Origin of the sequence: Acidipropionibacterium jensenii, assembly GCF_005890135.1 — a bacterium.
In the GTDB taxonomy this organism is placed as follows: Bacteria; Actinomycetota; Actinomycetes; order Propionibacteriales; family Propionibacteriaceae; genus Acidipropionibacterium; species Acidipropionibacterium jensenii.
Genome location: NZ_CP040635.1, coordinates 2,493,652 through 2,512,346 on the forward strand (window position 1 = coordinate 2,493,652; position 18,695 = coordinate 2,512,346).

The window sequence follows — 18,695 nt, forward strand, 5'->3', positions numbered from 1 at the left end:
GGAGTCACAATATGGGAGTGCGAGCCAGCGACTATCCCTACTTCGCGGAGCGATTCACCGCCCTGGCGCACCGGGGAGGGTCCCTGCTGGCCGACAACATCGGCCACGAGAACACCCTGCGGGCCTTCGGGAATGCGGTCTCTCTGGGCTACACCCACATCGAGACCGACGTCCATGCCACCCGTGACGGGCAGCTCGTCGCCTTCCACGACTCCCGGCTGGACCGGGTGACCGAGGCCACCGGCCTGATCAGCGAGCTGCCGCTGTCCCAGGTCCGCCGCGCCACCGTCGGGGGCGAGCCGATTCCCACCCTCGACGAGGTCCTCGACGCCTTTCCCGACACCTTCGTCAACATCGACATCAAGGAGTCGGGGGCGACCGAGCCGCTGGTGGGGGTGCTGCGGCGCCACAACGCCACCAGGAGGGTGTGCGTGGGCTCCTTCGGCTCCGACCGGTTGATCCGCTTCCGACAACTAATGGGTCGCGAGGTGGCCACCGCCGTCGGGCCGGTCGGGGTGGCCTGGTCGGCGATCGGCCGGGTGGTAAGCCGGGTGCTCCCGCCGGCCGGAGTGGCCTTCCAGATGCCGGTCCGCACCCGGATCGCCGGTCTCCAGGTACCGCTGGTGACCCCGGCCTTCCTGCGCGCGGCCCATGCCAGGGGGCGGGCGGTCCACGTCTGGACCATCAACGACCGCGCCGAGATGAACCGGCTCATCGACATGGGTGTCGATGGCATCGTCACCGACGCCATCGAGGATCTGGCCGATGTGATGACCGAACGGGGACTGGTCGGCTGAGACCCCGGGATGGGGGTCCTCCGGGACATCGACGGCCCTGCCCGTCCGAAGTGCTCGCCACGGGTTGCCCGGGCCTGTCATGATGGATGTCGCGAAGACTGACCGATCCGGGAGGTCCGGAAGGAGGAGTCATGGCAGATCGTGCACTGCGTGGCATGGGTCTGGGGTCCAAGAGTTTCGAGGACGAGGAAGGCGTCGAGATGGCCGAGAGGCAGGAGATCGGTTTCGACTGCCCCAACGGCCATCACTTCGAGATCACCTTCTCGGTCGAGGCTGAACTCCCCGGAGTCTGGGAGTGCCCGCGATGTGGCGCCGAGTCACACCGAAGCGACGGGACGAAAGCCGAGAAGAAGAAGGAGAAGCCCCAGCGCACCCACTGGGACATGCTGACCGAGCGCCGTTCCATCCCCGAGTTGGAGGAACTGCTCAAGGAGAGGCTCGAGGAGATCCGCAAGGAGTGAGTCCGGCGGCCCGTTATCGGGTCCCGGACCGAGTCACGGGAGGGCGTCGTCCATCACGGACGGCGCCCTCCCGCCATGTGGTGCAGTGCAAGACGCATGACGGCCCAGTGCATGGCGGTGCAGTGCATGCCGGTGCAGTGCTTCTCGGGGCCGCCTGTCGACGCCGGGCCGTCAGTGCTCACCGGACCTGCCGGTCAGCCGTCGGCGCACCCCGGCCAGAGCTCCGGAGAGCTGTCGGGTCCGGTAGTCCACCCCCCACAGGGTGGTGCGGATCAGCGCCTCCACCACGATCGCCCGGCTCATCTTGGAGTTGCCGTACTCGCGCTCGACGAAGTCGATGGGCACCTCGGCCACCGTCATCCCGCTCTTGAGCACCCGCCAGGTGAGGTCGAGCTGGAAGCAGTAGCCGGCCGAGGCGACGTCGTCCATTCCGATGGTGCGCAGGGTGTGGGCGCGGAAGGCGTTGAACCCTCCGGTCGGGTCCTTGACCTTGATGCCGAGCATCAGCCGGGTCCACACGCCGCCGCCCCGGGAGATCAGCTCGCGGTACTTCGGCCAGTTGACCACCCGGCCGCCGGGCACGTAGCGGGACCCCTTGACCATATCGGCGTGGTCCAGGGCGGCCAGCAGGGCAGGCAGCTCCTCGGGCTGGTGGGACCCGTCGGCGTCCATCTCGACCAGGACGTCGAAGCCGGCGTCCAGCCCCCATCGGAAGCCGGCCAGGTAGGCCGCCCCCAGACCCTCCTTGCCGCGCCGGTGCAGGACGTGGATGTGATCGTCGGTCTCGGCCAGGCGATCGGCGATCTGGCCGGTGCCGTCCGGTGAGTTGTCATCGGCGACGAGCACCTCGACGTCGGGGTTCGCCCGCCTCACCCGACCGGTGATCGTCTCGATGTTCTCGGCCTCGTTGTAGGTGGGAATGATGACGATGACCCGCGAGTTGGTCACCTCGTCCTCGCTGGTGGGCATTGACGTTCCGATCCTCTCCCGGGCCAGGTCCGGCCCATCCACAACGACCGGGCCTGAGCGGCCCGCCCGACGATGCCCGACCTCACGGGCCGGACGGAGTCTCAGCCTAACGCTCCGCCACGACGGCGGGTCGACCGTCCCCGGCCCGGCCCGACGCGCCGGCCCACCCCGACCAGTACCGAGATGGCCGCCACCGCGACGCTGCCCCAGCCAATCACCGGGGACAGTCGCACCCCGGCCGAGACCCCCGAGCCGAGTGCCAGCTGGTAGCTGCGCCAGTCGTGGCTGGCCTCGGCCGTGCGGTCGCTGACCTGTCCCCCGGGCTCGATGAGGCCCGACAGGGAGGAGGTGGTGGACACCACGATCTGTCGGCCGGTCTCGATGGCGCGGGCCCGGGTGATCTGCCACTGCTGGTAGGGCTGGCCGGTGTGGGTGTAGGTGGCGTTGTTGGACTGGACCATCACGACCTGGGCGCCGTTGCGCACGGTGTCATGGACGGTGGCGTCGTAGGCCAGTTCGAAGCAGATGACGTCGCCGATCCGGATCGTGCGCCCGTTGATCCGGGCATCGATGACCCCCGGGGTGGTGCCGGCCACCGACTGGCGTCCGACATGTTCGAGGACCGGTATCAGCCGGACCAGGGTGGAGCGCCACGGCACCCACTCGCCGAAGGGGACCAGGTTGCGCTTGTGGTAGACGTCGGTCGGCCCCTCGGCACCGACCGGCCACCACATCGCGGTGGTCTGGCGCTCGTCGGGCCCGGGGCCCTCGGTGACCGCCCCGACCAGGATCGGCCGCTGCGCCAGGGTGACCGCGGTGGTCACCAGGGCGTGGGTCTGGTAGTCCTTGACCGGGTCGACGTCGGTGCTGTTCTCGGGCCACAGAATCATGTCGGGCGCTGGCTGGCCGGCGGCCCGCTGGGAGGCCAGGGCGGCGATCGTCTGGGACAGGTGGTTGTCGGTGACCGACCGGGCGTAGCCCATCGCGTAGGAGCCGGCGGTGCCGTCGACCCCGCCCTGGATGACCATCACCCGCGGCCCCCGGGGCAGAGCGTCGACCTGACGATCGGCCCAGTGGACGGTCCACTCCCCCGCCGCCGAGGCCACCGCCATCAACCCCACCAGGGTGAGGGCGGCGACCAGCCGGGGACGCCGCCCTGCAGAACCCCTGCGGCTGCGTCCCGGTGCCAGGGCGGCGGCGAGGAGCTGGCCGGCCAGTGCGATGAGCAGGCTGACGCCGGTCGCACCGATCCATCGCAGGGTGCCGGCGACGGGCGTGTCGACCGCGGTCCAGGCGAGCCGGACCCAGCCGAACCCGCCGAGCGGCAGGTGGGCGGCACCGATCTCTGCGGCCGACCACACGCAGGCCGCCCACAGCGGTGCCAGCCGCAGGTCCTGCACCATCCGGATCCCCCAGCCGGTGAGTGCCGACCAGCAGGCCATGAAGGCGATGAGCACCGGGGCGGCGGGCCAGGCGACCACGTGCACCCAGGCGATCGTGGTGGTGAACAGGCCCAGACCGTACAGGTATCCCAGCCCCAGGGCGGCGCGAGGGCGTCGTCCGGCCACCAGCAGGGTCAGTGCCGCCACGCCGGGAACCACCAGCGGCCACCAGCCGAGGGGGGCCTGGCCCGCACCGGTCGCCGCCCCGGCCAGGAGCGCACACAGGCCACGACGCCACGACGTCCGGAGGAGGGCCGCACGGATCCGTGAGGATCGCGACCGTAGCGACCGGACCCAGGAGGAGCGGGTCCATGAGAAGCCGACCCAGGAGGATCGAGCGCGGGAAGGTCGCGCCGGGGTCGACCGGGAGGCAGCCTCCGAGGGCGTGGCGGTGCGGGGTTTCGCGGTCACTGCCGGTTCGCCGCCGGATCCGACCCCTCGGCGTCGTCGGACTGCGGGTCGGCCTGCCCGGCCAGCAGCGGGCGGGCCTCGAAGACGGTGTCCAGCACCACGGTGGTCTCCGTGGAGCAGCGACACTCCTTGCGGATCCTGTTGAGCAGCTGGTCGAGGTGGTGGGGGGAGGCCACCTGGACCCGGATGAGGTAGGAGGCCGAGCCGGCCACCGAGTGGCAGTCGCGCACCGCGGGCATCTGACACAGGGCCGCGGGGATCTGCTCGTCACGGGCCGGGTCGACCGGGCGGATCAGGATGAAGGCGGTCACCCCGGCGTCGATCGAGACCGGATCGATGTCGGCGTGGTAGCCGGTGATGATCCCCTTGGCCTCCAGCCGCCGGACACGTTGCTGAGCGGCCGAGGTGGACAGACCGGTCTCCCGCCCCAGATCGGTCCACGACATCCGCCCGTTGGACTCCAACAGGGCCAGGATCTGTCGATCGGTGCTCTCCATGGCCCACATCGTGCCACTGGCGGTTGCGTGGCCGCTGGTCGATGGGACCGACGTCATGAGGACTGCTGGACCGGTGTCCAGTTCGATCGCAGCACGTGGATGGTGGATCCGGCGAGCAGGTTCGGCGCGGTCCGGGCCGCCCGGGTGGGTCGGCCATGCTCCCCCAGGCTGACCCGCTGGAGGATGTCCAGCCCCTCGTCGGCGAACCAGGCCTCCAGGTCGATGACCGTGGAGTACCGGACGTTGGGGGTGTCGTGCCACTGGAAGGGCAGGTCGCGGGAGACCGGCATGTGTCCGCACACCAGTCTCAGCCGGTTGCGCCAGTACCCGAAGTTCGGCATCGAGACGATGAGGAGGCGTCCGATCCGGGCCATCTGACGGATCACCTCGCCCGGGCGGGGCACCGCCTGCAGGGTGCGCGAGAGCACCACGACGTCGTAGGAGTCGTCGTGGAACTCCCCCAGATCGGCATCCAGGTCCAGTTCGAGGACCGGCACCCCCATCCCGGCGGCGGTGATGAGTTCGGTGGTGTCGGCGTCCACGCCGGTGCCCAGGCAGTCCCGCTCATCCATCAGGTGGCGCAGCAGCAGGCCGTCGCCGCAGCCCAGGTCCAGCACCCGCGAGCCGGTGGGCACCACCGAGGAGATGATGAGCTGGTCGCGACGCAGTCGCCGGCTCGACCCGGTGGCCGAGGAAGAGTGTGTCGAGGAGGAGATGCTCATCGGGAGACCTCCCGGTCGCAGATGTGTCCGTCGAAGTGCGGGGCCCTGGCCGACGCCCGAGCGGTGCGTCGCTCGGCGGGCACCTCGAGGAAGGCCCTCACCAGGTCGTGGTAGGGGTCCAGCTTCATGAGGAAGGAGTCGTGGCCCCAGGAGGAGGCGATGGTGGCGAAGGTCACCGGCAGCCCGGCCCCCTCCAGATGCCGGACGATGCGCCGGGAGTGGGACGGGGAGAACCGCCAGTCGGTGTCGAAGCAGACGACCAGGTAGTTCACCGGATCGGCCACCACGCGGTTGGTCGCCTGCGGGTGCCCGAACGGATCGAAGTAGTCCATCACCCGGGTGAGGTAGATGTAGCTCAGCGGGTCGAACCGCGACAGGAAGGTCTCGCCCTGGTGGTCGAGGTAGCTCTCCACCGCGAAGTCGACGCCGAAACCGCGACGGGACTGACCGAACTGGTGGGTCCGGCCGAACTTCTCGGCGAAGGCGTCCTCGGACAGATAGGTGATGTGGGCCAGCATCCGGGCGATCGACAGGCCGGTGTCCGGTCGGGAGTCGGCGTTGAGGTAGGCGCCGTCCTCGAAGTCCGGGTCGCGGACGATGGCCTCCCGCCCGACCGCCGAGAAGGCGATGTTCTGGGCGGTGAGTCGACTGGAGGCCGCGATGATCACCGCGTTGTCCAGGGTGTCGGGCCGGGTCAGGGACCAGTCCAGGGCCTGCATGCCGCCCATCGACCCCCCGACCACCGCGTGGAACCGGCTGATGCCCAGCTGGGCGGCGAGCCGCAGGTGCACCTCGACGAAGTCGTGCATGTCGATCTGGGGGAAGTCCAGCCCCCACACCTGGCCGGTGTCGGGGTTGATGGAGGTGGGACCGGTGGTCCCCGAGCAGCCGCCCAGCAGGTTGGAGCACACCACGAACCACCGGTCGGTGTCGATGGCCCGTCCCGGGCCGATGATGTTGTCCCACCAGCCCGGCTTGGAGTCCTCGTCGAGGCCGGCGCCGTGGGCGTCTCCGGTGAGGGCGTGACAGATGTAGATGGCGTTGTCGCGCTGGGGCGACAGGGTGCCATAGGTCTGATAGGCGACCTCGACGTGGTCGAGGCGCCCCCCGGCGACCAGGTCGAGGGGATTGTCGGGGGTGGCGACCGTGGCGACCCTCGTCCGGACGGGGCCGACCCCGGGACCGACGGGTTGGGTACGGAGAGCTGGCTGGCGTGGCATCGATGCCGATTGTGCCACCGCGGGCCACCACCGAGCGTCACGGCGGTGTTCCAGATGGGCGCCCAACGCCGCGTGGGCGGCTCGGGGAGCTATACCGTTGAAGCCATGCGACTCATCACAATGGACGAGTTGGAGCGGGTCACCGCCGCCCTGCCCGACTGCCCACGGATCGTGGCGGCCGGAGGTGGTGCCTCACCGCTGGCACTGCTCAACGGCCTGGATGAGAGCCTGGACAACTGGCGACTGTTCTGCGTCAACGCTCCCCTGGGTGTGCCCGCCCACGACGGCGTCTGCCACGAGACGGTCTTCCTGGGACCGGGATCCCGGGCCGCCCGCGACGTCGACTACTTCCCGATGCCGATGAGCACCGCACCGATGCTGCTGTCGACCAGCTGCCCGCCCGACCTGGTGGTGCTGCACACCACCACGGTGCACAACCGGGTGGTGAGCATGGGGATCGAGGTGCAGCTGATGGCCGCGGCGGTCGAGGCCGCCAAGAGACGCGGCATCCCGGTGATCGCCCAGATCAACCCGCAGATGCCCTTCACCCGGGGCGACGGCGTGCTGCCCGAGGACGCCATCGACCTGGCCGTGGAGGTCGACGAGCCGCTGATCCCGGTCGATCCGGCACCACTGGACGACGACCTGCTGCAGATCGGGGATCTGGTGGCCTCCCGGGTCCACGACGGCGACGCGATCCAGATCGGGATCGGCAAGGTCCCCGACGCCGCCGCCCGCGGACTGCTGGGTCACCGCAACCTGCGGATCTGGTCGGGGATCCTCTCCGACGCGGCGATGACCCTCGACCAGGCCGGCTCGCTGGTCCCCCACCGGCAGATGACCGGATCCTCCCTGCTGGGAAGCCTCGAGCTCTACGCCTGGGCCGACGAGAACCCGCGGATCCGGCTGCTGCGCAGCGAGAAGACCAGCAACCCTGCGACCATCTCGGCCCTCAATGGCTTCGTGAGCATCCACAGCGCCCTGGAGGTCGATCTGTTCGGGCAGGTCAATGCCTCGCGGTTCGGGCTCAAGGTGTACTCGGGAACCGCCGGATCCACCGATTTCCAGACCGGGGCGATGCGATCCAAGGGGGGCCAGTCGCTGGTGGCCCTGCACAGTCGTCACGCCGACTCCTCGACCATCGTCGGGCGGCTGTCGGGGCCGGCGACCTACTCCCAGCCGAGTGCGGTGATCACCGAGAACGGCATCGCGGAGCTGTTGTTCCGCGACGAGGCGATGCAGGCCAGCCGGCTCATCGAGCGGGCCGCCCACCCCGACTTCCGGGACGAGCTGAGGGAGCAGGCCGAACGGATCGGCCTGCTCCACGCACCCCGCCAGTCCTGACCGGGGCCCGCGGACCCGCCTGAGACCCCCGGCCTCAGAACTCCTCGTAGACGGCCGGGTCCTGATCCTGGAGGCGGCCGTCCGGCCGGCCCAGGGCGGTGACCGCGTCGATCTCGCCGACGGACAGGCTCACCGTGGCGGCCGCCAGATTCTCGATCTGGCGGCTGGGGGTGGCCGCCTTCGGCAGCGGCACGGCGCCGCGGGCCACCTCCCAGGCCAGCACGACCTGGGCTGGGGTGATCTGGTGAGCGGTGGCGATCTCGCCGATCTCCGGACGCGACAGGATGTCGTTGCCGCGACCCAGCGGGCTCCACGCCTCGGTGAGGATGCCGTGCTCGCGGTCGTAGGCGAGGGTGTCGGCCTGCGGGAAGTAGGGGTGCAGTTCGATCTGGTTGACCTCGGGCATCACCCCGGTCTCCCGCTGGAGCCTGTCCAGGTGCTCGGGAAGGAAGTTGCACACCCCGATGGCACGGATCAGGCCGCGCTCCCGGGCCTCGATGAGAGCCTGCCAGGCCTCGACGTAGAGCCCGGTGCGCGGGTTGGGCCAGTGGATGAGGTAGAGGTCGATGGCGTCCAGCCCGAGCCGGTAGAGGCTCTCCTCCACCGTGTAGAGCGCCTCGTCGTGCTTGTGGTGGCGACCCGGCAGCTTCGAGCTGACGATGAGGGGTTCGCGGTCCAGCTGGGAGACGGCCTTGCCGACGGCTCCCTCGTTCTCGTAGTTGAAGGCGGTGTCGAGCAGGGTGTAGCCGTTGCCGACGGCGGTTCGGATGGTGTCGACGCCGGATGCGCCGTTGAGCTTGTAGGTCCCGAAGCCGATGACCGGCAGTACGAGACCGCCGTGAGAGGTGACGGTGGGCACAGGCATCTGTGATCTCCTCAGTGGTTGACGAGCAGGTGGGACAGGGTGGTGATGACGCCGCCCTCCAGGTTGGAGGGGGCGGTGAAACGGGCGCGGGCCAGCAGGTCCGGGTGGGCGTTGGCCATCGCGAAGGACAGCTGGGCGTGGTCGAACATGTCGAGGTCGTTGAGGTAGTCGCCGAAGACCGCGGTCTGGGCGGGTGTCACCCCGAGGGCCTGTTGGAGCTGGGCCAGGGCGTGGCCCTTGGTGGCCCGGGCATTGCTCACGTCGACCCAGTGGCGGGCCGACAGCACGACGGAGTGGCCCTGGGCGGCCTCGTGGAGTCGTGGGTGGACGACCGTGGAGGCGTCCCCGAAGTCGTAGACGGCCATCTTGATGACGTTGCCGATGCCGGACAGGTCGTCGACGACCTCCAGCTGGTGGTAGTACTTGCGCACCTCGGCCAGGAAGGCGTCGTCGTGACGCCGGACGCGGGCCACGGTGGTGCCCGAGAGCACCACCCCGATGTTCTGCCCCTCGGCGACCAGTCGGTCGAGTCTGTCGAGGGTGGCGGTGACGTAGTCGGGGTCGATGACCGAGGCCGCCAGCAGGACGCCGTTGCGCATCAGCTGGGCGCCGTTCTCGGCGATGAAGGCCATCCCGTCGGTGGAACCGGTCCCGGCGTCGTGGTCGGACTCTGGTCCGCTCGTGCCGTCGTCGGTGCCGCTACCGGTGGCCGCCGAGCCGAACATCGACTCCAGAGTCGCGTACTGACGCCCGGAGGCGGGGGTGAATGCGATCCCCCGGTGCCGCATGGTCTCCAGGAGGGGCCACAATCCCTGGGGGATCTCACCGCGACCGTCGAGCAGGGTGCCGTCCATGTCGCAGACGACCAGCTTGAGGTCGGCGGCCTGTGCCTCCGGGGTGGTGTGGCTCAACGTCCTTCAGTCTCCCTCACATCGTGACGGACCTGTCTGCCGACCGGCCCTGGTACGCCGATCCGTCGGCAGCCCCGACCATCGGCCTGGCTGGGGTTTTCCCGACGTTACCCGGCGCCGGCGTCCTGGTCGAGAGGGTCTGGTGGCGGCGCTCCTCGCGTCCGGGGCGTCCCGACAGCAGGGCCCACAGGATGCAGGCGAGATCGACGAGTTCCTGGAGGCCGGCTCCCAGCACGGCCGGCATGACGCCGGTGGCGCCGACCAGCATGAGTGCCACCGACAGTCCGATGCCGATGGCGATCGCCTGCCAGGCCACCGCCAGGGTGCGACGGCCGATCTGGACCGCACGGGCGACCCGGAACAGGTCGTCCTCCATCACCACGACGTCGGCCGACTCGACCGCGGCGGCCGATCCCTTGGCACCCATCGCGATCCCGACATCGGCTGCGGCCAGCACCGGGGCGTCGTTGGTGCCGTCGCCGACCATCAGGACCGGACGGCGGTCCAGCGATCTCACGGTCTCCACCTTGTCGGCGGGGGTGAGCTCGGCCCGGACCTCGTCGACGCAGACCTGGCGGGCCACCGCGTCCGCGGTGGCGCGACCGTCTCCGGTGAGCATCAGGGTGCGACCGACGTTGAGCTGCCGGAGCTCGGCCAGGGTGGCTCGCGCCTCGGGGCGCACCAGATCGGCCAGCTCGATGACTCCCGTGGGCTGCCCGTCGCAGGAGACGAAGACCCGGGTGACGGCGGCCCGGTCCGTCGGCTCGGGGGCCGTGCGGCCCGCCCAGGCGAAGGATCGGGTCCCGACGAGGACCTGGTGTCCCGACACCACGGCGGCGATCCCGGCCGCCGGGACCTCCCTGGCCCCGGTCGCCGACTCCAGCGACAGTCCCCTGCCCAGCGCGTCGGCGGTCAGCGAGGTTGCGATCGGATGGGTCGACATCTGTTCGACGGAGGCCGCCAGGGCGATCAGCCGATCGGCCGCGATGCCGTCGGCCGGGTGGACGGCGGTCACCGCGGGGGTGCCGGAGGTGAGGGTCCCGGTCTTGTCGAAGGCGGCGGTGCGCACCCTGGCCAGCTGTTCGAGAGAGCCCGAGTCCCGGACGATGATTCCGAGCTTGGCGGCACGGCTGGTGCCGGCCATGAAGGCCACCGGGGCGGCGATGATGAGGGGGCACGGGGTGGCCACCACGAGCACCTGGGCGAATCTCACCGGATCTCCCGACAGGGCCCAGGCCAGGCCCGCGATGGCCAGCGAGACGATGGTGAAGGGCACCGCGACGCGGTCGGCGAGGCTGACGAAGGGGGCTCGGGAGGACTGGGCGTTGCGGACCAGGGTGAGGATCCGCTGGTACTGGGAGTCGGCGGCCAGCGCGGTGGCGCGCATCGCCACGGCGGTGGGGCCGTTGACGCTGCCCGCCATCAGCTGTTCACCGGGACGCCTCAGCACGGGCATCGACTCGCCGGTCAGCGAGGACTCGTCGAGGGTGGCGTTGCCGACCTCCAGCGTCCCGTCGACGCCGACCATCTCCCCGGGGCGGACCTGGATCCGGTCACCGATCTGCACCAGGTCGACCGGAACCCGTTCGACCTGGCCGTCGGCGGTGATCCTGCCGACCTCGTGGGGGGCATTGTCCAGCAGCGCCGACAGCGAACGGCCCGCGCGACCGTGGGCGTAGTCCTCCAGGGCCGCTCCCCCGGCCACCATGAGGCAGATCACCAGGCACGCCCAGTACTGGCCGACCCACGCGGTGGCGCCGATCGCCACGATGGCGAGCAGGTCGACGCCGTAGGTGCCGCTGCGCAGTTCCTGGATCATTCCGACGGTCAGACGCACGGCGACGCCGAGGCAGGCCACCGTGACCACCCAGCGGGCGGGCACAGACGCGCCGGCCAGAACCAGCGTCCCGCCGAGCACCCCGGTGAGCACGATGAGAATGACCAGCGGGTAGCGCCGGGCGAACTGCAGGCCTTTCGTCATCGTCTGTGTCATGGCTCAATGGTCCCGCGGTGGAATCGATTTTTCCAGCAAGGGAAGGCGATCCTGAGCTGCCTGGAGGATTCAGGTGAGCCTTACCTCTGCAGTATTTCGACACCAGGCTCCGGGCGATGGTTTCACATGCATTCTGAGTTGCTGATCCAGCTGGTAGTGAACTCCAAAGGATCGGTGACGTACTGATGAGTACGAGCCACTGAGGTCAGAAGTCCATGTCAAGTTGCATCGTGCGAACGCGCTCCGCGAAGTCTGGAGCTCCGGCCCGCTTCAACCCTGTGGGGAGGTTGGGTTCAGTTCCCCGCCGGAGGAAGTAGCTGATCTGGTCTCTGATCGCATCGCGCACAACCCCGGGCTGGCTGTCGGCGACGAGCATGAAGAACTCATCGGCCGTGTGCACCTCGTAGGAAAGCTCATCTTGGTCCTCCTGTCGTGCAGGCCGGAGGTCCTTGATGTTGTTGGTCACCAGGATGTCCGCGCCTCCGGCGACTGCGGCGGCGTGGACATGCTTGTCGTAGGGATCCTGGATCGGCCGATCCGCTTCCACTGCGAAGTCACGGATCTGCCCATCCGGGAAAACTCCGACAATACTCTCTCTGACGTGTGCGATCTTTTCCCCTTCAAGATCAGGATAGAGCTGGCGGACGGCGTGCAGAGTCTCTGCGAGAATGTCTTCTGTCCACACCACTGTGAACATGGCGCTGCTGTGAACATACAAGGCGCAGAACCAGTCACGAAGATTCCTGGACACCCACACATTTGCATCGACGAGGACGACAAGCTCACCGTTGATTCTGACCACAAACCGATCCTATCGGAAGGCTCAGTCAGTAATGCCTGCGTCGTCCTGAGCCTCGCGGACACGATTAAAGGTCTCGGCAGCCTGTCTGCGCTTCTCATCACGTGCTCGCATGACATCGGCAGTGGCCAATCGATGGTGGGTGCCGACTTTGCGTGCCGGAATCTCCCCCCGATTGATCCGCTTCATGAGGGTGGTGCGCGAGACGCCCAGCAGGTGGGCCGCCAGAGACGTTGTCAGCTCAGCTGGCATTGCTGTCACGGTAAGACTTCCTCCCTCGGCAATCGAATCCAGCATGGTCATGATGAGGTGGCCGAGTTCAACAGGAACGTCGACAGCGTTGGAGCCGTCCATGCGGGCACTGAACACGGGCCGTTGCCCGCCCTTTGTTGCAGCATTGATGCACTCAACTGCCGAGCGGGCTGCACGGGCCTCCTGATCTGTGGCGATGATGGTGCGTGTGACGCCAGTAGCTGCATTCATGGTTCATCTCCTTCACACACACGGTATGTGGTGTCACTTGCAACCGCAACCCACCGGGTGATCGTCCGGGACCGCCGTCGCCCCTCCTGGTGGTGGGTCGATCTAGCATCGAGAGCATGGATGACGCACTCGATCCCTCGGCTCTCCAGGCGGCCCGTGAACGGTTGGGGGAGGCCCGGGAGGAGGCGCTGCGCCGGTGGGACAGCGTCCAGAGTCGTGTCGAGGACCTGCGTCGTGACCGTGCCGAGGAGCCCGCGGACGACGAGCACGACCCGGACGGACCGACCCTCTCCTCGGAGTGGACGATGGCCGAGGCACAACGCGGTGTGGTGGAGTCCGCCATCGCCGAGATCGACGCCGCCCTGGCGAGGGTGGAGGACGGACGCTACGGTCTGTGCCTCAGGTGCGGCCGTCCGATCTCACCGGAGCGGTTGGCGGCCCGGCCCTCCGCGGCGACCTGTCTGGACTGCGCCCGACGAGCCAGTCGATCGCCTCGATGAGGATCTGGTGGCGATGGCACATCTCGGAGTGATCCAGGCCCTGGTGGTCCACGACGTCGATCCGGGGCCCCGGCCGGCCCTGGCCCTCGGGGCCGGTGGATCGTAACTCCGAGGCGAACCGGTGTGCCGCCTCGCCGGGCACATGGCTGTCGCGGGTCCCGACGTCCAGCCGCAGATCCAGTCTCCGCCGGTAGCGGTCGGTGTGCAGCAGAGGATCCAACCGGGAGCGCAGCCAGGACCCGGTGACACTGCCCTCGCCCTGATCGATGGGCCGCTCCGGCTGTCCGATCAGGGTCATGGCGGGGCGGGTCCAGTCCGGTGTGGCGGCGATCGCGGCGACCCGGAGGATCCGCCGGTCCGCGCCGGCCAGCGCAAGGGCGGCGTCCCCGCCCATTGAGATCCCGCCGGCCAGGATCGGACCAGGGATCCCGAACCTCTCGACGGCCCAGTCGAGGACCGCCATCGCGTCCAGAACGGTGCCCCCGAGGATCGGCCACATGGTGGCTCTGAAGTGCTCCATGACCTCGGCGAACAGATCGCCGGAGGGCCGGTCGGCCCGCATCCCGTGACGGGGCGGATCGATCGAGACCGCGAGGAACCCTGCGCACGCCAGCCGGCGAAGCGCCTGTTCGCATCCTGCTGCGGAGCCGCCCAGCGGAGGCAGCCACACCACCAGACCGCGCGGAGAACCGGCATGAGCGCCGACAACCCTGACCGGCACCTCGCCCACCGCGGTGACAATCGTCTGCGCGAGATCGACCTCCACCGGTCAGGACCTCTCCGGGATGCCCATGTGTCTCATGAATCCGGCGGCCGGGCGGATGTGCAGGGTGAGCTGGCCCTGCGTGTCGACCTGGCGACCGCCCAGGGATTCGATGCGGTTGTCCGGGGACCAGTAGAAGATCTCGCTGCTCAGCAGACCTCCGGGGTGGCGGACGTCATCGGCGGTGAAGGTCGTCTCACACGCCCGGATGAGATCGGTGGCCTGACGGCGCCAGCTGTCCCCGCTCATGACGGTGTACAGCACCAGCGACCGGTTCGGGATGGCGAATGCGATCCCGCGGGGTGCCGGACCGATGATCTCGGCACTCAGCAGGGCCATGTTCATCACCCGGGAGGCGAGGAACGGCGAGTCCCCGGTCAGCCCCCAGATGGGCCCCTCGACCTGGAACCGCTCCCCCACCGGTTCGGTGTCGGTGTTCCGCCGCCCCAGGCTGAAGGCGTCATCGATATCGACGGACTGCCTCTGGAGCATCCCCGACGTCATCACCACCACACCCCGGGGGCCGGACAGGGACAGCACCTCGAGAATGCCGGGGGCGAATCGGCGGGCGTAGGACAGGTCGGCCCCCGGGTCGCGGGTCTCGGCCCGCAGTTGGCAGCGCAGTTGGGACTCCAGCTCCTGGCGGCTCAGGGGCCACTGCCCGAGGTGCCGATCAGCGGCCAGCAGCAGTCTGACGTGGTCATCGACCGCGTCGGGCCACTCGGAGCGGATGTGCTGGCGGCGCAGCCGTCCCACCAGAGCGGCCAGCGGCCACTCGGTGCCGTGGCCGTCGAGCACCCTGGCACTCGCCAGGTCGTCGGCCTGCTCCAGATGGGAGGCGAGGCCGTGGTCGGCCAGGGCCCGGCGGACCAGTCCTCCCACCCACAGCGCGTCGGGCGGGGTCATCGGGGATCGGGAGTCGTGCGACGGGGCCATGGGGACCTCCGCAGGTCGTGGTGGCTGTCGAGTTGGTGCCAGCCTAACCACAGGACGGCGTCAGATCAGCAGGAAAAGCCGCTGATCGGGCGGATTGGCGCTCCCAGACCCAGCTGATTGCCCGTCAGGCCAGCGCGGCCAGGGCGCTGCCGGTGACCCGCTGGGTGGTCCACCCGCTCATCGGCTCGGCGCCGATCGAGCGGTAGAAGGCGATCGACGGGGCGTTCCAGTCCAGCACGGTCCAGTCCAGCCGCGGGTAACCGCGCTCCAGGCACAGCGCCGCCAGGCTGGAGACCAGGGCCTTCCCGAAGCCCCGGCCGCGGAACTCGTCGCGGACGTAGAGATCCTCCAGCCAGATTCCGTTGCGGCCGGTCCAGGTGGAGTAGGTGAGGTACCACACCGCGATCCCGACGATCTCGCCCCGGTACTCGACGACGTGGGCGAAGACACTCGGCCGATCGCCGAAAAGTGTCTCGGTGAGGGCGTCGACGGTGTTCTCCACCGCGTCCGGCTCGCGCTCGTAGGCGGCCAGGGCCTGGATGCAGTCGAGCACCCCCTGCTCGTCGCCGGGGTGTACGCGGCGCAGCACGGCGCCGTCGGCCAGGGATTGAGGGTTCACGTCCGGCAGGCTATCGGATCGGTGCTCCCAGATCTCTGCTGTCGGCCCTGTTGATCACCCAGTACTTAGAGTTACTATCTAGTAGTAGTCATTGACACTGAGTAGCAGGAGGACCGATGGGCCGACAGGCGACCGAGATGCTCAAGGGGATCCTGGAGGGAGTTGTCCTCGCGATGCTGTCCAACCATCCGGCCTACGGGTACCAGATCACCGCGCGGCTGCGAGAGCAGGGATTCACCGACATCGCCGAGGGCACCGTCTACGCACTGCTCGTCCGTGTCGAGCAGCGCGGCCTCGTCGATGTCGAGAAGGTCCCCTCGCAGAAGGGGCCGCCGCGCAAGGTCTACTCGCTCAGCGCCCAGGGACATGACTACCTCGATGAGTTCTGGAGGACCTGGAGCTTCCTCTCGGAACGACTGGAACGGCTCCATGGAGAGGTGGGATGACGATGAGCGTCAAGAGGTGGGTCGAGAAGGTGATCGGACCACTCGACCAGAAGAGGGAGTACCGGAGCTACCTGGCGCGCATCAGAGCGCTCCCGAGCCCTACCGCCAGACCGCGGCTGCCCTGCGGCGCTACTTCAACCACACCGCGGCGACGGTGCTGGACGTCGAGGGATCGATGCGGATGTGGAGCGACTTCGCCGACCTGTGGGAGGAGGCCGCCGCCGACGGCACCGCCATCGGCGACATCGTCGGGCAGGATCCGGTGGAGTTCGCCGAGACCTTCGCGCAGGCCTACACCGGCAAGCGCTGGGTCGACAGGGAGCGCCGGCTGCTGAACGAGGCCGTCGACAGGGCGAAGCGGGAGCAGCGGCGATGGCCACGCCGATGATCCAGGTCCGCGGGCTCGTGAAGTCCTTCAAGGACCTCGAGGTGCTGCGCTGGGTCGACCTCGAGGTGGGCCCCGGCGCCATCGTCGCCCTGCTCGGGTCGAACGGCGCCGGCAAGACGACGGTGGTCAGAATCCTGTGCACCCTGTTGAGGGCCGACGCCGGGATGGTCAGGGTCAACGGTGTCGACGTCGACCGGGATCCGACCGGGGTGAGAGGGGCGATCAGCCTCACCGGCCAGTCCGTGGCCGTCGACGAGATACTCACCGGTCGGGAGAACCTCCTCCTGGTCGCCAGACTGCGCCACCTCGACGATCCCCGGGCGGTGGCCGACTCCCTGATCGAGCGGTTCGGGCTCGCCGATGCGGCCGGCCGACGGGTGTCGAGCTACTCGGGAGGGATGCGCCGCAGACTCGACATCGCGATGAGCCTGGTCGGCGATCCGCCGGTGATCCTCCTCGACGAGCCGACCACCGGACTGGATCCGGAGGCTCGGGTCCAGGTCTGGGAGATGGTCAGGCAACTCGCCCGCCACGGCACCACGGTGCTGCTCACCACGCAGTACCTGGAGGAGGCCGAGGCACTGGCCGACAGGATCGCGATCCTGCACCGGGGCCGGATCATCGTCGAGGGCACCCTCGAGGAACTCACGAGGCTCCTTCCGTCACCGAGGGTCGAGTACATCCGCAAGCAGCCCAGTCTCGAGGAGATCTTCCTCGCCCTGGTCGGCAACGCCGACACCGGCGGGGACACTGCCGGATCCTGTGCTGCGCACCACGAAGGAGTGCAGAGACGACCACCGGGGCGCTGGGCGACACGGTCGTCCTCACCGGGCGGACCATGCGCCACGTCACCCGCAGTCTCGACACCATCATGACCACGGTGATCACGCCGGTCGCCATGATGCTGCTGTTCGTCTACGTCCTGGGCGGTGCGATCCGTACGGGTCAGGGGACGGGCTCCTACATCGACTACATGCTGCCCGGGATCCTGCTCATCACGATCGCCTCGGGAACCGCCTACACGGCATTCCGGCTGTTCGCCGACATCCGCAGTGGAATCGTCGAACGGTTCGCTGCCATGCCGATCGCCCGCTCGGCGATGCTGTGGGCCCATGTGCTGACCTCACTGGTCGCGAACCTGCTGTCACTGGTCGTGGGGGTCGCGGTCGCACTGCTGATGGGCTTCCGCAGCCCGGCGGGTCCGGGTGCCTGGCTGGCGGTCGCCGCGATCCTGGCGCTGTTCACCCTGGCTCTCACCTGGCTGGCGGTCATCCCCGCAATGACCGCTCACTCGGTGGACGGGGCGAGCGCCTTCTCCTACCCGCTGATCTTCCTGCCGTTCATCAGCTCCGCCTTCGTCCCCACCGCGACCATGCCCGGGCCGGTCCGATGGTTCGCCGAGAACCAGCCGGTCACCCCGATCGTCGACACAATCCGCAACCTGTTCAGCGGGGCGCCGGTCGGACACGCGATCTGGTCGGCCCTGGGATGGATGACGGGGCTCCTGGTGCTGGCACTCGCCGCCGCGACCCTCATCCACCGTCACCGCAGCCGCTGACCCATCGAGCCGCCCAGCGCATCGCGGAACTGGGAGTCGATGTCGGCCAGGTGTCCGCGGACCGGGTCCAGAGTGGCCGCGGCGTCGATCAGCTGCCAGTCGGCGTCGATGTCGGAGGGTCCGATGACAGCCTCGACATGGGTGTCGAGGACCGTCATGTGCAGGCCGCGCAGCACCCGTTGGAAGGGTTCGGCAGCGGCGCTGCCGCCGTGGTTGCCGTAGCAGAGAAAGGTCGCGGGGCGGCCCTTCCACTCCTCGTACAGGAAGTCCATGGCGTTCTTGAGCACCCCTGGATACCCCCAGTTGTACTGCGGGAACACGAAGAGGAACCCGTCGAAGACGCGCACGGTCCGGCTCCAGGCGCGGGTGTGCTCGTGCTGGTAGTGGCCGAGGGCGGGCATCCGGGGCTCATCGAGGAAGGGCAGATCCACCTCGGCGAGGTCGAGCAGCTGGTAGCTCAACGCACTGTCCTGCGACAGGACGTCGCGGGTCCAGCCGGCGATGTCGGCGCAGATCCGGGTGGGTCGGGTGCTGCCGATGAGAACGGCGATCCTTGCGGTCATGGCGACTC

General features: G+C 69.0%; 22 protein-coding genes. 8 read left to right on the plus strand and 14 right to left on the minus strand.

Annotated features, from left to right (window positions below; all coding sequences use genetic code 11):
- Positions 1-17 precede the first annotated feature (17 nt).
- Positions 18-797 (plus strand): glycerophosphodiester phosphodiesterase family protein, encoded by a 780-nt coding sequence (locus FEZ32_RS11140; protein WP_175415781.1) that lies wholly within the window; start codon positions 18-20, stop codon positions 795-797.
- A gap of 131 nt (positions 798-928) precedes the next feature.
- Positions 929-1,258, plus strand: coding sequence for an RNA polymerase-binding protein RbpA (locus FEZ32_RS11145; RefSeq protein WP_028702461.1), 330 nt, complete (start codon positions 929-931; stop codon positions 1,256-1,258).
- 171 nt (positions 1,259-1,429) lie between these two features.
- Here FEZ32_RS11145 and FEZ32_RS11150 read toward each other — a convergent pair whose 3' ends face one another.
- The 5 genes from FEZ32_RS11150 to metX all read right to left on the minus strand — a co-directional run bounded on the left by FEZ32_RS11150 (position 1,430) and on the right by metX (position 6,519).
- On the minus strand, positions 1,430-2,227 hold the full coding sequence (locus FEZ32_RS11150; RefSeq protein WP_028702462.1) for a polyprenol monophosphomannose synthase: 798 nt from the start codon (positions 2,225-2,227) through the stop codon (positions 1,430-1,432).
- Between the two features lie 101 nt (positions 2,228-2,328).
- Complete coding sequence (gene lnt, locus FEZ32_RS11155; RefSeq protein ID WP_138680932.1) at positions 2,329-3,933, minus strand: apolipoprotein N-acyltransferase; 1,605 nt, start codon at positions 3,931-3,933, stop codon at positions 2,329-2,331.
- A 143-nt stretch (positions 3,934-4,076) separates the two neighbouring features.
- Entirely contained in the window at positions 4,077-4,577 is a 501-nt protein-coding gene (locus FEZ32_RS11160; protein ID WP_084149245.1) for an Lrp/AsnC family transcriptional regulator, read from the minus strand.
- A 53-nt stretch (positions 4,578-4,630) separates the two neighbouring features.
- A complete protein-coding gene (gene metW, locus FEZ32_RS11165; protein ID WP_051238132.1) occupies positions 4,631-5,299 on the minus strand; it encodes a methionine biosynthesis protein MetW in 669 nt (222 codons plus the stop codon).
- Positions 5,296-6,519: a homoserine O-acetyltransferase MetX gene (gene metX / locus FEZ32_RS11170; protein ID WP_036980884.1), complete on the minus strand. Its 1,224-nt coding sequence runs from the start codon at positions 6,517-6,519 to the stop codon at positions 5,296-5,298. The genes metW and metX overlap by 4 nt, the downstream gene beginning before the upstream one ends.
- Before the next feature lie 105 nt (positions 6,520-6,624).
- Between metX and FEZ32_RS11175 the strand changes: the two genes are divergently transcribed.
- Positions 6,625-7,863: an acetyl-CoA hydrolase/transferase C-terminal domain-containing protein gene (locus FEZ32_RS11175; RefSeq protein ID WP_028702465.1), complete on the plus strand. Its 1,239-nt coding sequence runs from the start codon at positions 6,625-6,627 to the stop codon at positions 7,861-7,863.
- A gap of 34 nt (positions 7,864-7,897) precedes the next feature.
- Here the strand turns inward: FEZ32_RS11175 and FEZ32_RS11180 are convergent, their stop codons facing one another.
- The 5 genes from FEZ32_RS11180 to FEZ32_RS11200 all read right to left on the minus strand — a co-directional run bounded on the left by FEZ32_RS11180 (position 7,898) and on the right by FEZ32_RS11200 (position 12,914).
- On the minus strand, positions 7,898-8,728 hold the full coding sequence (locus FEZ32_RS11180; RefSeq protein WP_138680618.1) for an aldo/keto reductase: 831 nt from the start codon (positions 8,726-8,728) through the stop codon (positions 7,898-7,900).
- A gap of 11 nt (positions 8,729-8,739) precedes the next feature.
- Positions 8,740-9,639 carry a Cof-type HAD-IIB family hydrolase gene (locus tag FEZ32_RS11185; RefSeq protein ID WP_028702467.1) on the minus strand — a complete coding sequence of 300 codons (900 nt, stop codon included), beginning with the start codon at positions 9,637-9,639 and terminating at the stop codon, positions 8,740-8,742.
- 16 nt (positions 9,640-9,655) lie between these two features.
- Positions 9,656-11,632: a heavy metal translocating P-type ATPase gene (locus tag FEZ32_RS11190; protein WP_217496599.1), complete on the minus strand. Its 1,977-nt coding sequence runs from the start codon at positions 11,630-11,632 to the stop codon at positions 9,656-9,658.
- Positions 11,633-11,837: 205 nt separating this feature from the next.
- Entirely contained in the window at positions 11,838-12,434 is a 597-nt protein-coding gene (locus FEZ32_RS11195; RefSeq protein WP_028702468.1) for a PIN domain-containing protein, read from the minus strand.
- 21 nt (positions 12,435-12,455) lie between these two features.
- A complete protein-coding gene (locus tag FEZ32_RS11200) occupies positions 12,456-12,914 on the minus strand; it encodes a helix-turn-helix domain-containing protein (protein ID WP_036980888.1) in 459 nt (152 codons plus the stop codon).
- A 116-nt stretch (positions 12,915-13,030) separates the two neighbouring features.
- On the opposite strand from FEZ32_RS11200, the gene FEZ32_RS11205 reads away from it, so the two are divergent.
- On the plus strand, positions 13,031-13,414 hold the full coding sequence (locus FEZ32_RS11205) for a TraR/DksA family transcriptional regulator (protein ID WP_084149246.1): 384 nt from the start codon (positions 13,031-13,033) through the stop codon (positions 13,412-13,414).
- On the opposite strand, the gene FEZ32_RS11210 is transcribed toward FEZ32_RS11205, so the two are convergent.
- From FEZ32_RS11210 to FEZ32_RS11220, 3 genes are all read right to left on the minus strand, one after another.
- A complete protein-coding gene (locus tag FEZ32_RS11210; RefSeq protein ID WP_028702470.1) occupies positions 13,314-14,180 on the minus strand; it encodes an alpha/beta hydrolase family protein in 867 nt (288 codons plus the stop codon). The two genes, FEZ32_RS11205 and FEZ32_RS11210, sit on opposite strands and share 101 nt — an antisense overlap.
- A gap of 3 nt (positions 14,181-14,183) precedes the next feature.
- A complete protein-coding gene (locus FEZ32_RS11215) occupies positions 14,184-15,113 on the minus strand; it encodes a hypothetical protein (protein ID WP_028702471.1) in 930 nt (309 codons plus the stop codon).
- A 124-nt stretch (positions 15,114-15,237) separates the two neighbouring features.
- Positions 15,238-15,732: a GNAT family N-acetyltransferase gene (locus tag FEZ32_RS11220; RefSeq protein ID WP_232020954.1), complete on the minus strand. Its 495-nt coding sequence runs from the start codon at positions 15,730-15,732 to the stop codon at positions 15,238-15,240.
- A 116-nt stretch (positions 15,733-15,848) separates the two neighbouring features.
- Between FEZ32_RS11220 and FEZ32_RS11225 the strand changes: the two genes are divergently transcribed.
- Genes FEZ32_RS11225 through FEZ32_RS11240 form a run of 4 tightly spaced genes read left to right on the plus strand, consistent with a single transcriptional unit; the run spans position 15,849 to position 18,124 of the window.
- Complete coding sequence (locus FEZ32_RS11225; RefSeq protein ID WP_028702473.1) at positions 15,849-16,178, plus strand: PadR family transcriptional regulator; 330 nt, start codon at positions 15,849-15,851, stop codon at positions 16,176-16,178.
- A 16-nt stretch (positions 16,179-16,194) separates the two neighbouring features.
- Positions 16,195-16,566, plus strand: coding sequence for a DUF1048 domain-containing protein (locus FEZ32_RS11230; protein WP_197720484.1), 372 nt, complete (start codon positions 16,195-16,197; stop codon positions 16,564-16,566).
- Entirely contained in the window at positions 16,551-17,441 is an 891-nt protein-coding gene (locus tag FEZ32_RS11235; RefSeq protein WP_084149247.1) for an ABC transporter ATP-binding protein, read from the plus strand. Before FEZ32_RS11230 ends, FEZ32_RS11235 begins: the two co-directional genes overlap by 16 nt.
- On the plus strand, positions 17,438-18,124 hold the full coding sequence (locus tag FEZ32_RS11240; RefSeq protein WP_414973631.1) for an ABC transporter permease: 687 nt from the start codon (positions 17,438-17,440) through the stop codon (positions 18,122-18,124). Before FEZ32_RS11235 ends, FEZ32_RS11240 begins: the two co-directional genes overlap by 4 nt.
- Here the strand turns inward: FEZ32_RS11240 and FEZ32_RS11245 are convergent.
- Positions 18,109-18,687, minus strand: a complete 579-nt coding sequence (locus FEZ32_RS11245; RefSeq protein WP_138680619.1) for an NADPH-dependent FMN reductase — start codon at positions 18,685-18,687, stop codon at positions 18,109-18,111. The genes FEZ32_RS11240 and FEZ32_RS11245 overlap by 16 nt on opposite strands.
- Positions 18,688-18,695 lie beyond the last annotated feature (8 nt).

Bases quoted from the DNA above. Each gene is read 5' to 3' on its own strand.
- FEZ32_RS11145 (WP_028702461.1), top strand. From the start codon at position 929: ATGGCAGATCGTGCACTGCGTGGCATGGGTCTGGGGTCCAAGAGTTTC.
- FEZ32_RS11150 (WP_028702462.1), bottom strand. From the start codon at position 2,227: ATGCCCACCAGCGAGGACGAGGTGACCAACTCGCGGGTCATCGTCATC.
- FEZ32_RS11160 (WP_084149245.1), bottom strand. From the start codon at position 4,577: ATGGAGAGCACCGATCGACAGATCCTGGCCCTGTTGGAGTCCAACGGG.
- metW (WP_051238132.1), bottom strand. From the start codon at position 5,299: ATGAGCATCTCCTCCTCGACACACTCTTCCTCGGCCACCGGGTCGAGC.
- metX (WP_036980884.1), bottom strand. From the start codon at position 6,519: ATGCCACGCCAGCCAGCTCTCCGTACCCAACCCGTCGGTCCCGGGGTC.
- FEZ32_RS11175 (WP_028702465.1), top strand. From the start codon at position 6,625: ATGCGACTCATCACAATGGACGAGTTGGAGCGGGTCACCGCCGCCCTG.
- FEZ32_RS11180 (WP_138680618.1), bottom strand. From the start codon at position 8,728: ATGCCTGTGCCCACCGTCACCTCTCACGGCGGTCTCGTACTGCCGGTC.
- FEZ32_RS11190 (WP_217496599.1), bottom strand. From the start codon at position 11,632: ATGACACAGACGATGACGAAAGGCCTGCAGTTCGCCCGGCGCTACCCG.
- FEZ32_RS11200 (WP_036980888.1), bottom strand. From the start codon at position 12,914: ATGAATGCAGCTACTGGCGTCACACGCACCATCATCGCCACAGATCAG.
- FEZ32_RS11205 (WP_084149246.1), top strand. From the start codon at position 13,031: ATGGATGACGCACTCGATCCCTCGGCTCTCCAGGCGGCCCGTGAACGG.
- FEZ32_RS11215 (WP_028702471.1), bottom strand. From the start codon at position 15,113: ATGGCCCCGTCGCACGACTCCCGATCCCCGATGACCCCGCCCGACGCG.
- FEZ32_RS11225 (WP_028702473.1), top strand. From the start codon at position 15,849: ATGGGCCGACAGGCGACCGAGATGCTCAAGGGGATCCTGGAGGGAGTT.
- FEZ32_RS11235 (WP_084149247.1), top strand. From the start codon at position 16,551: ATGGCCACGCCGATGATCCAGGTCCGCGGGCTCGTGAAGTCCTTCAAG.
- FEZ32_RS11240 (WP_414973631.1), top strand. From the start codon at position 17,438: ATGACCACGGTGATCACGCCGGTCGCCATGATGCTGCTGTTCGTCTAC.
- FEZ32_RS11245 (WP_138680619.1), bottom strand. From the start codon at position 18,687: ATGACCGCAAGGATCGCCGTTCTCATCGGCAGCACCCGACCCACCCGG.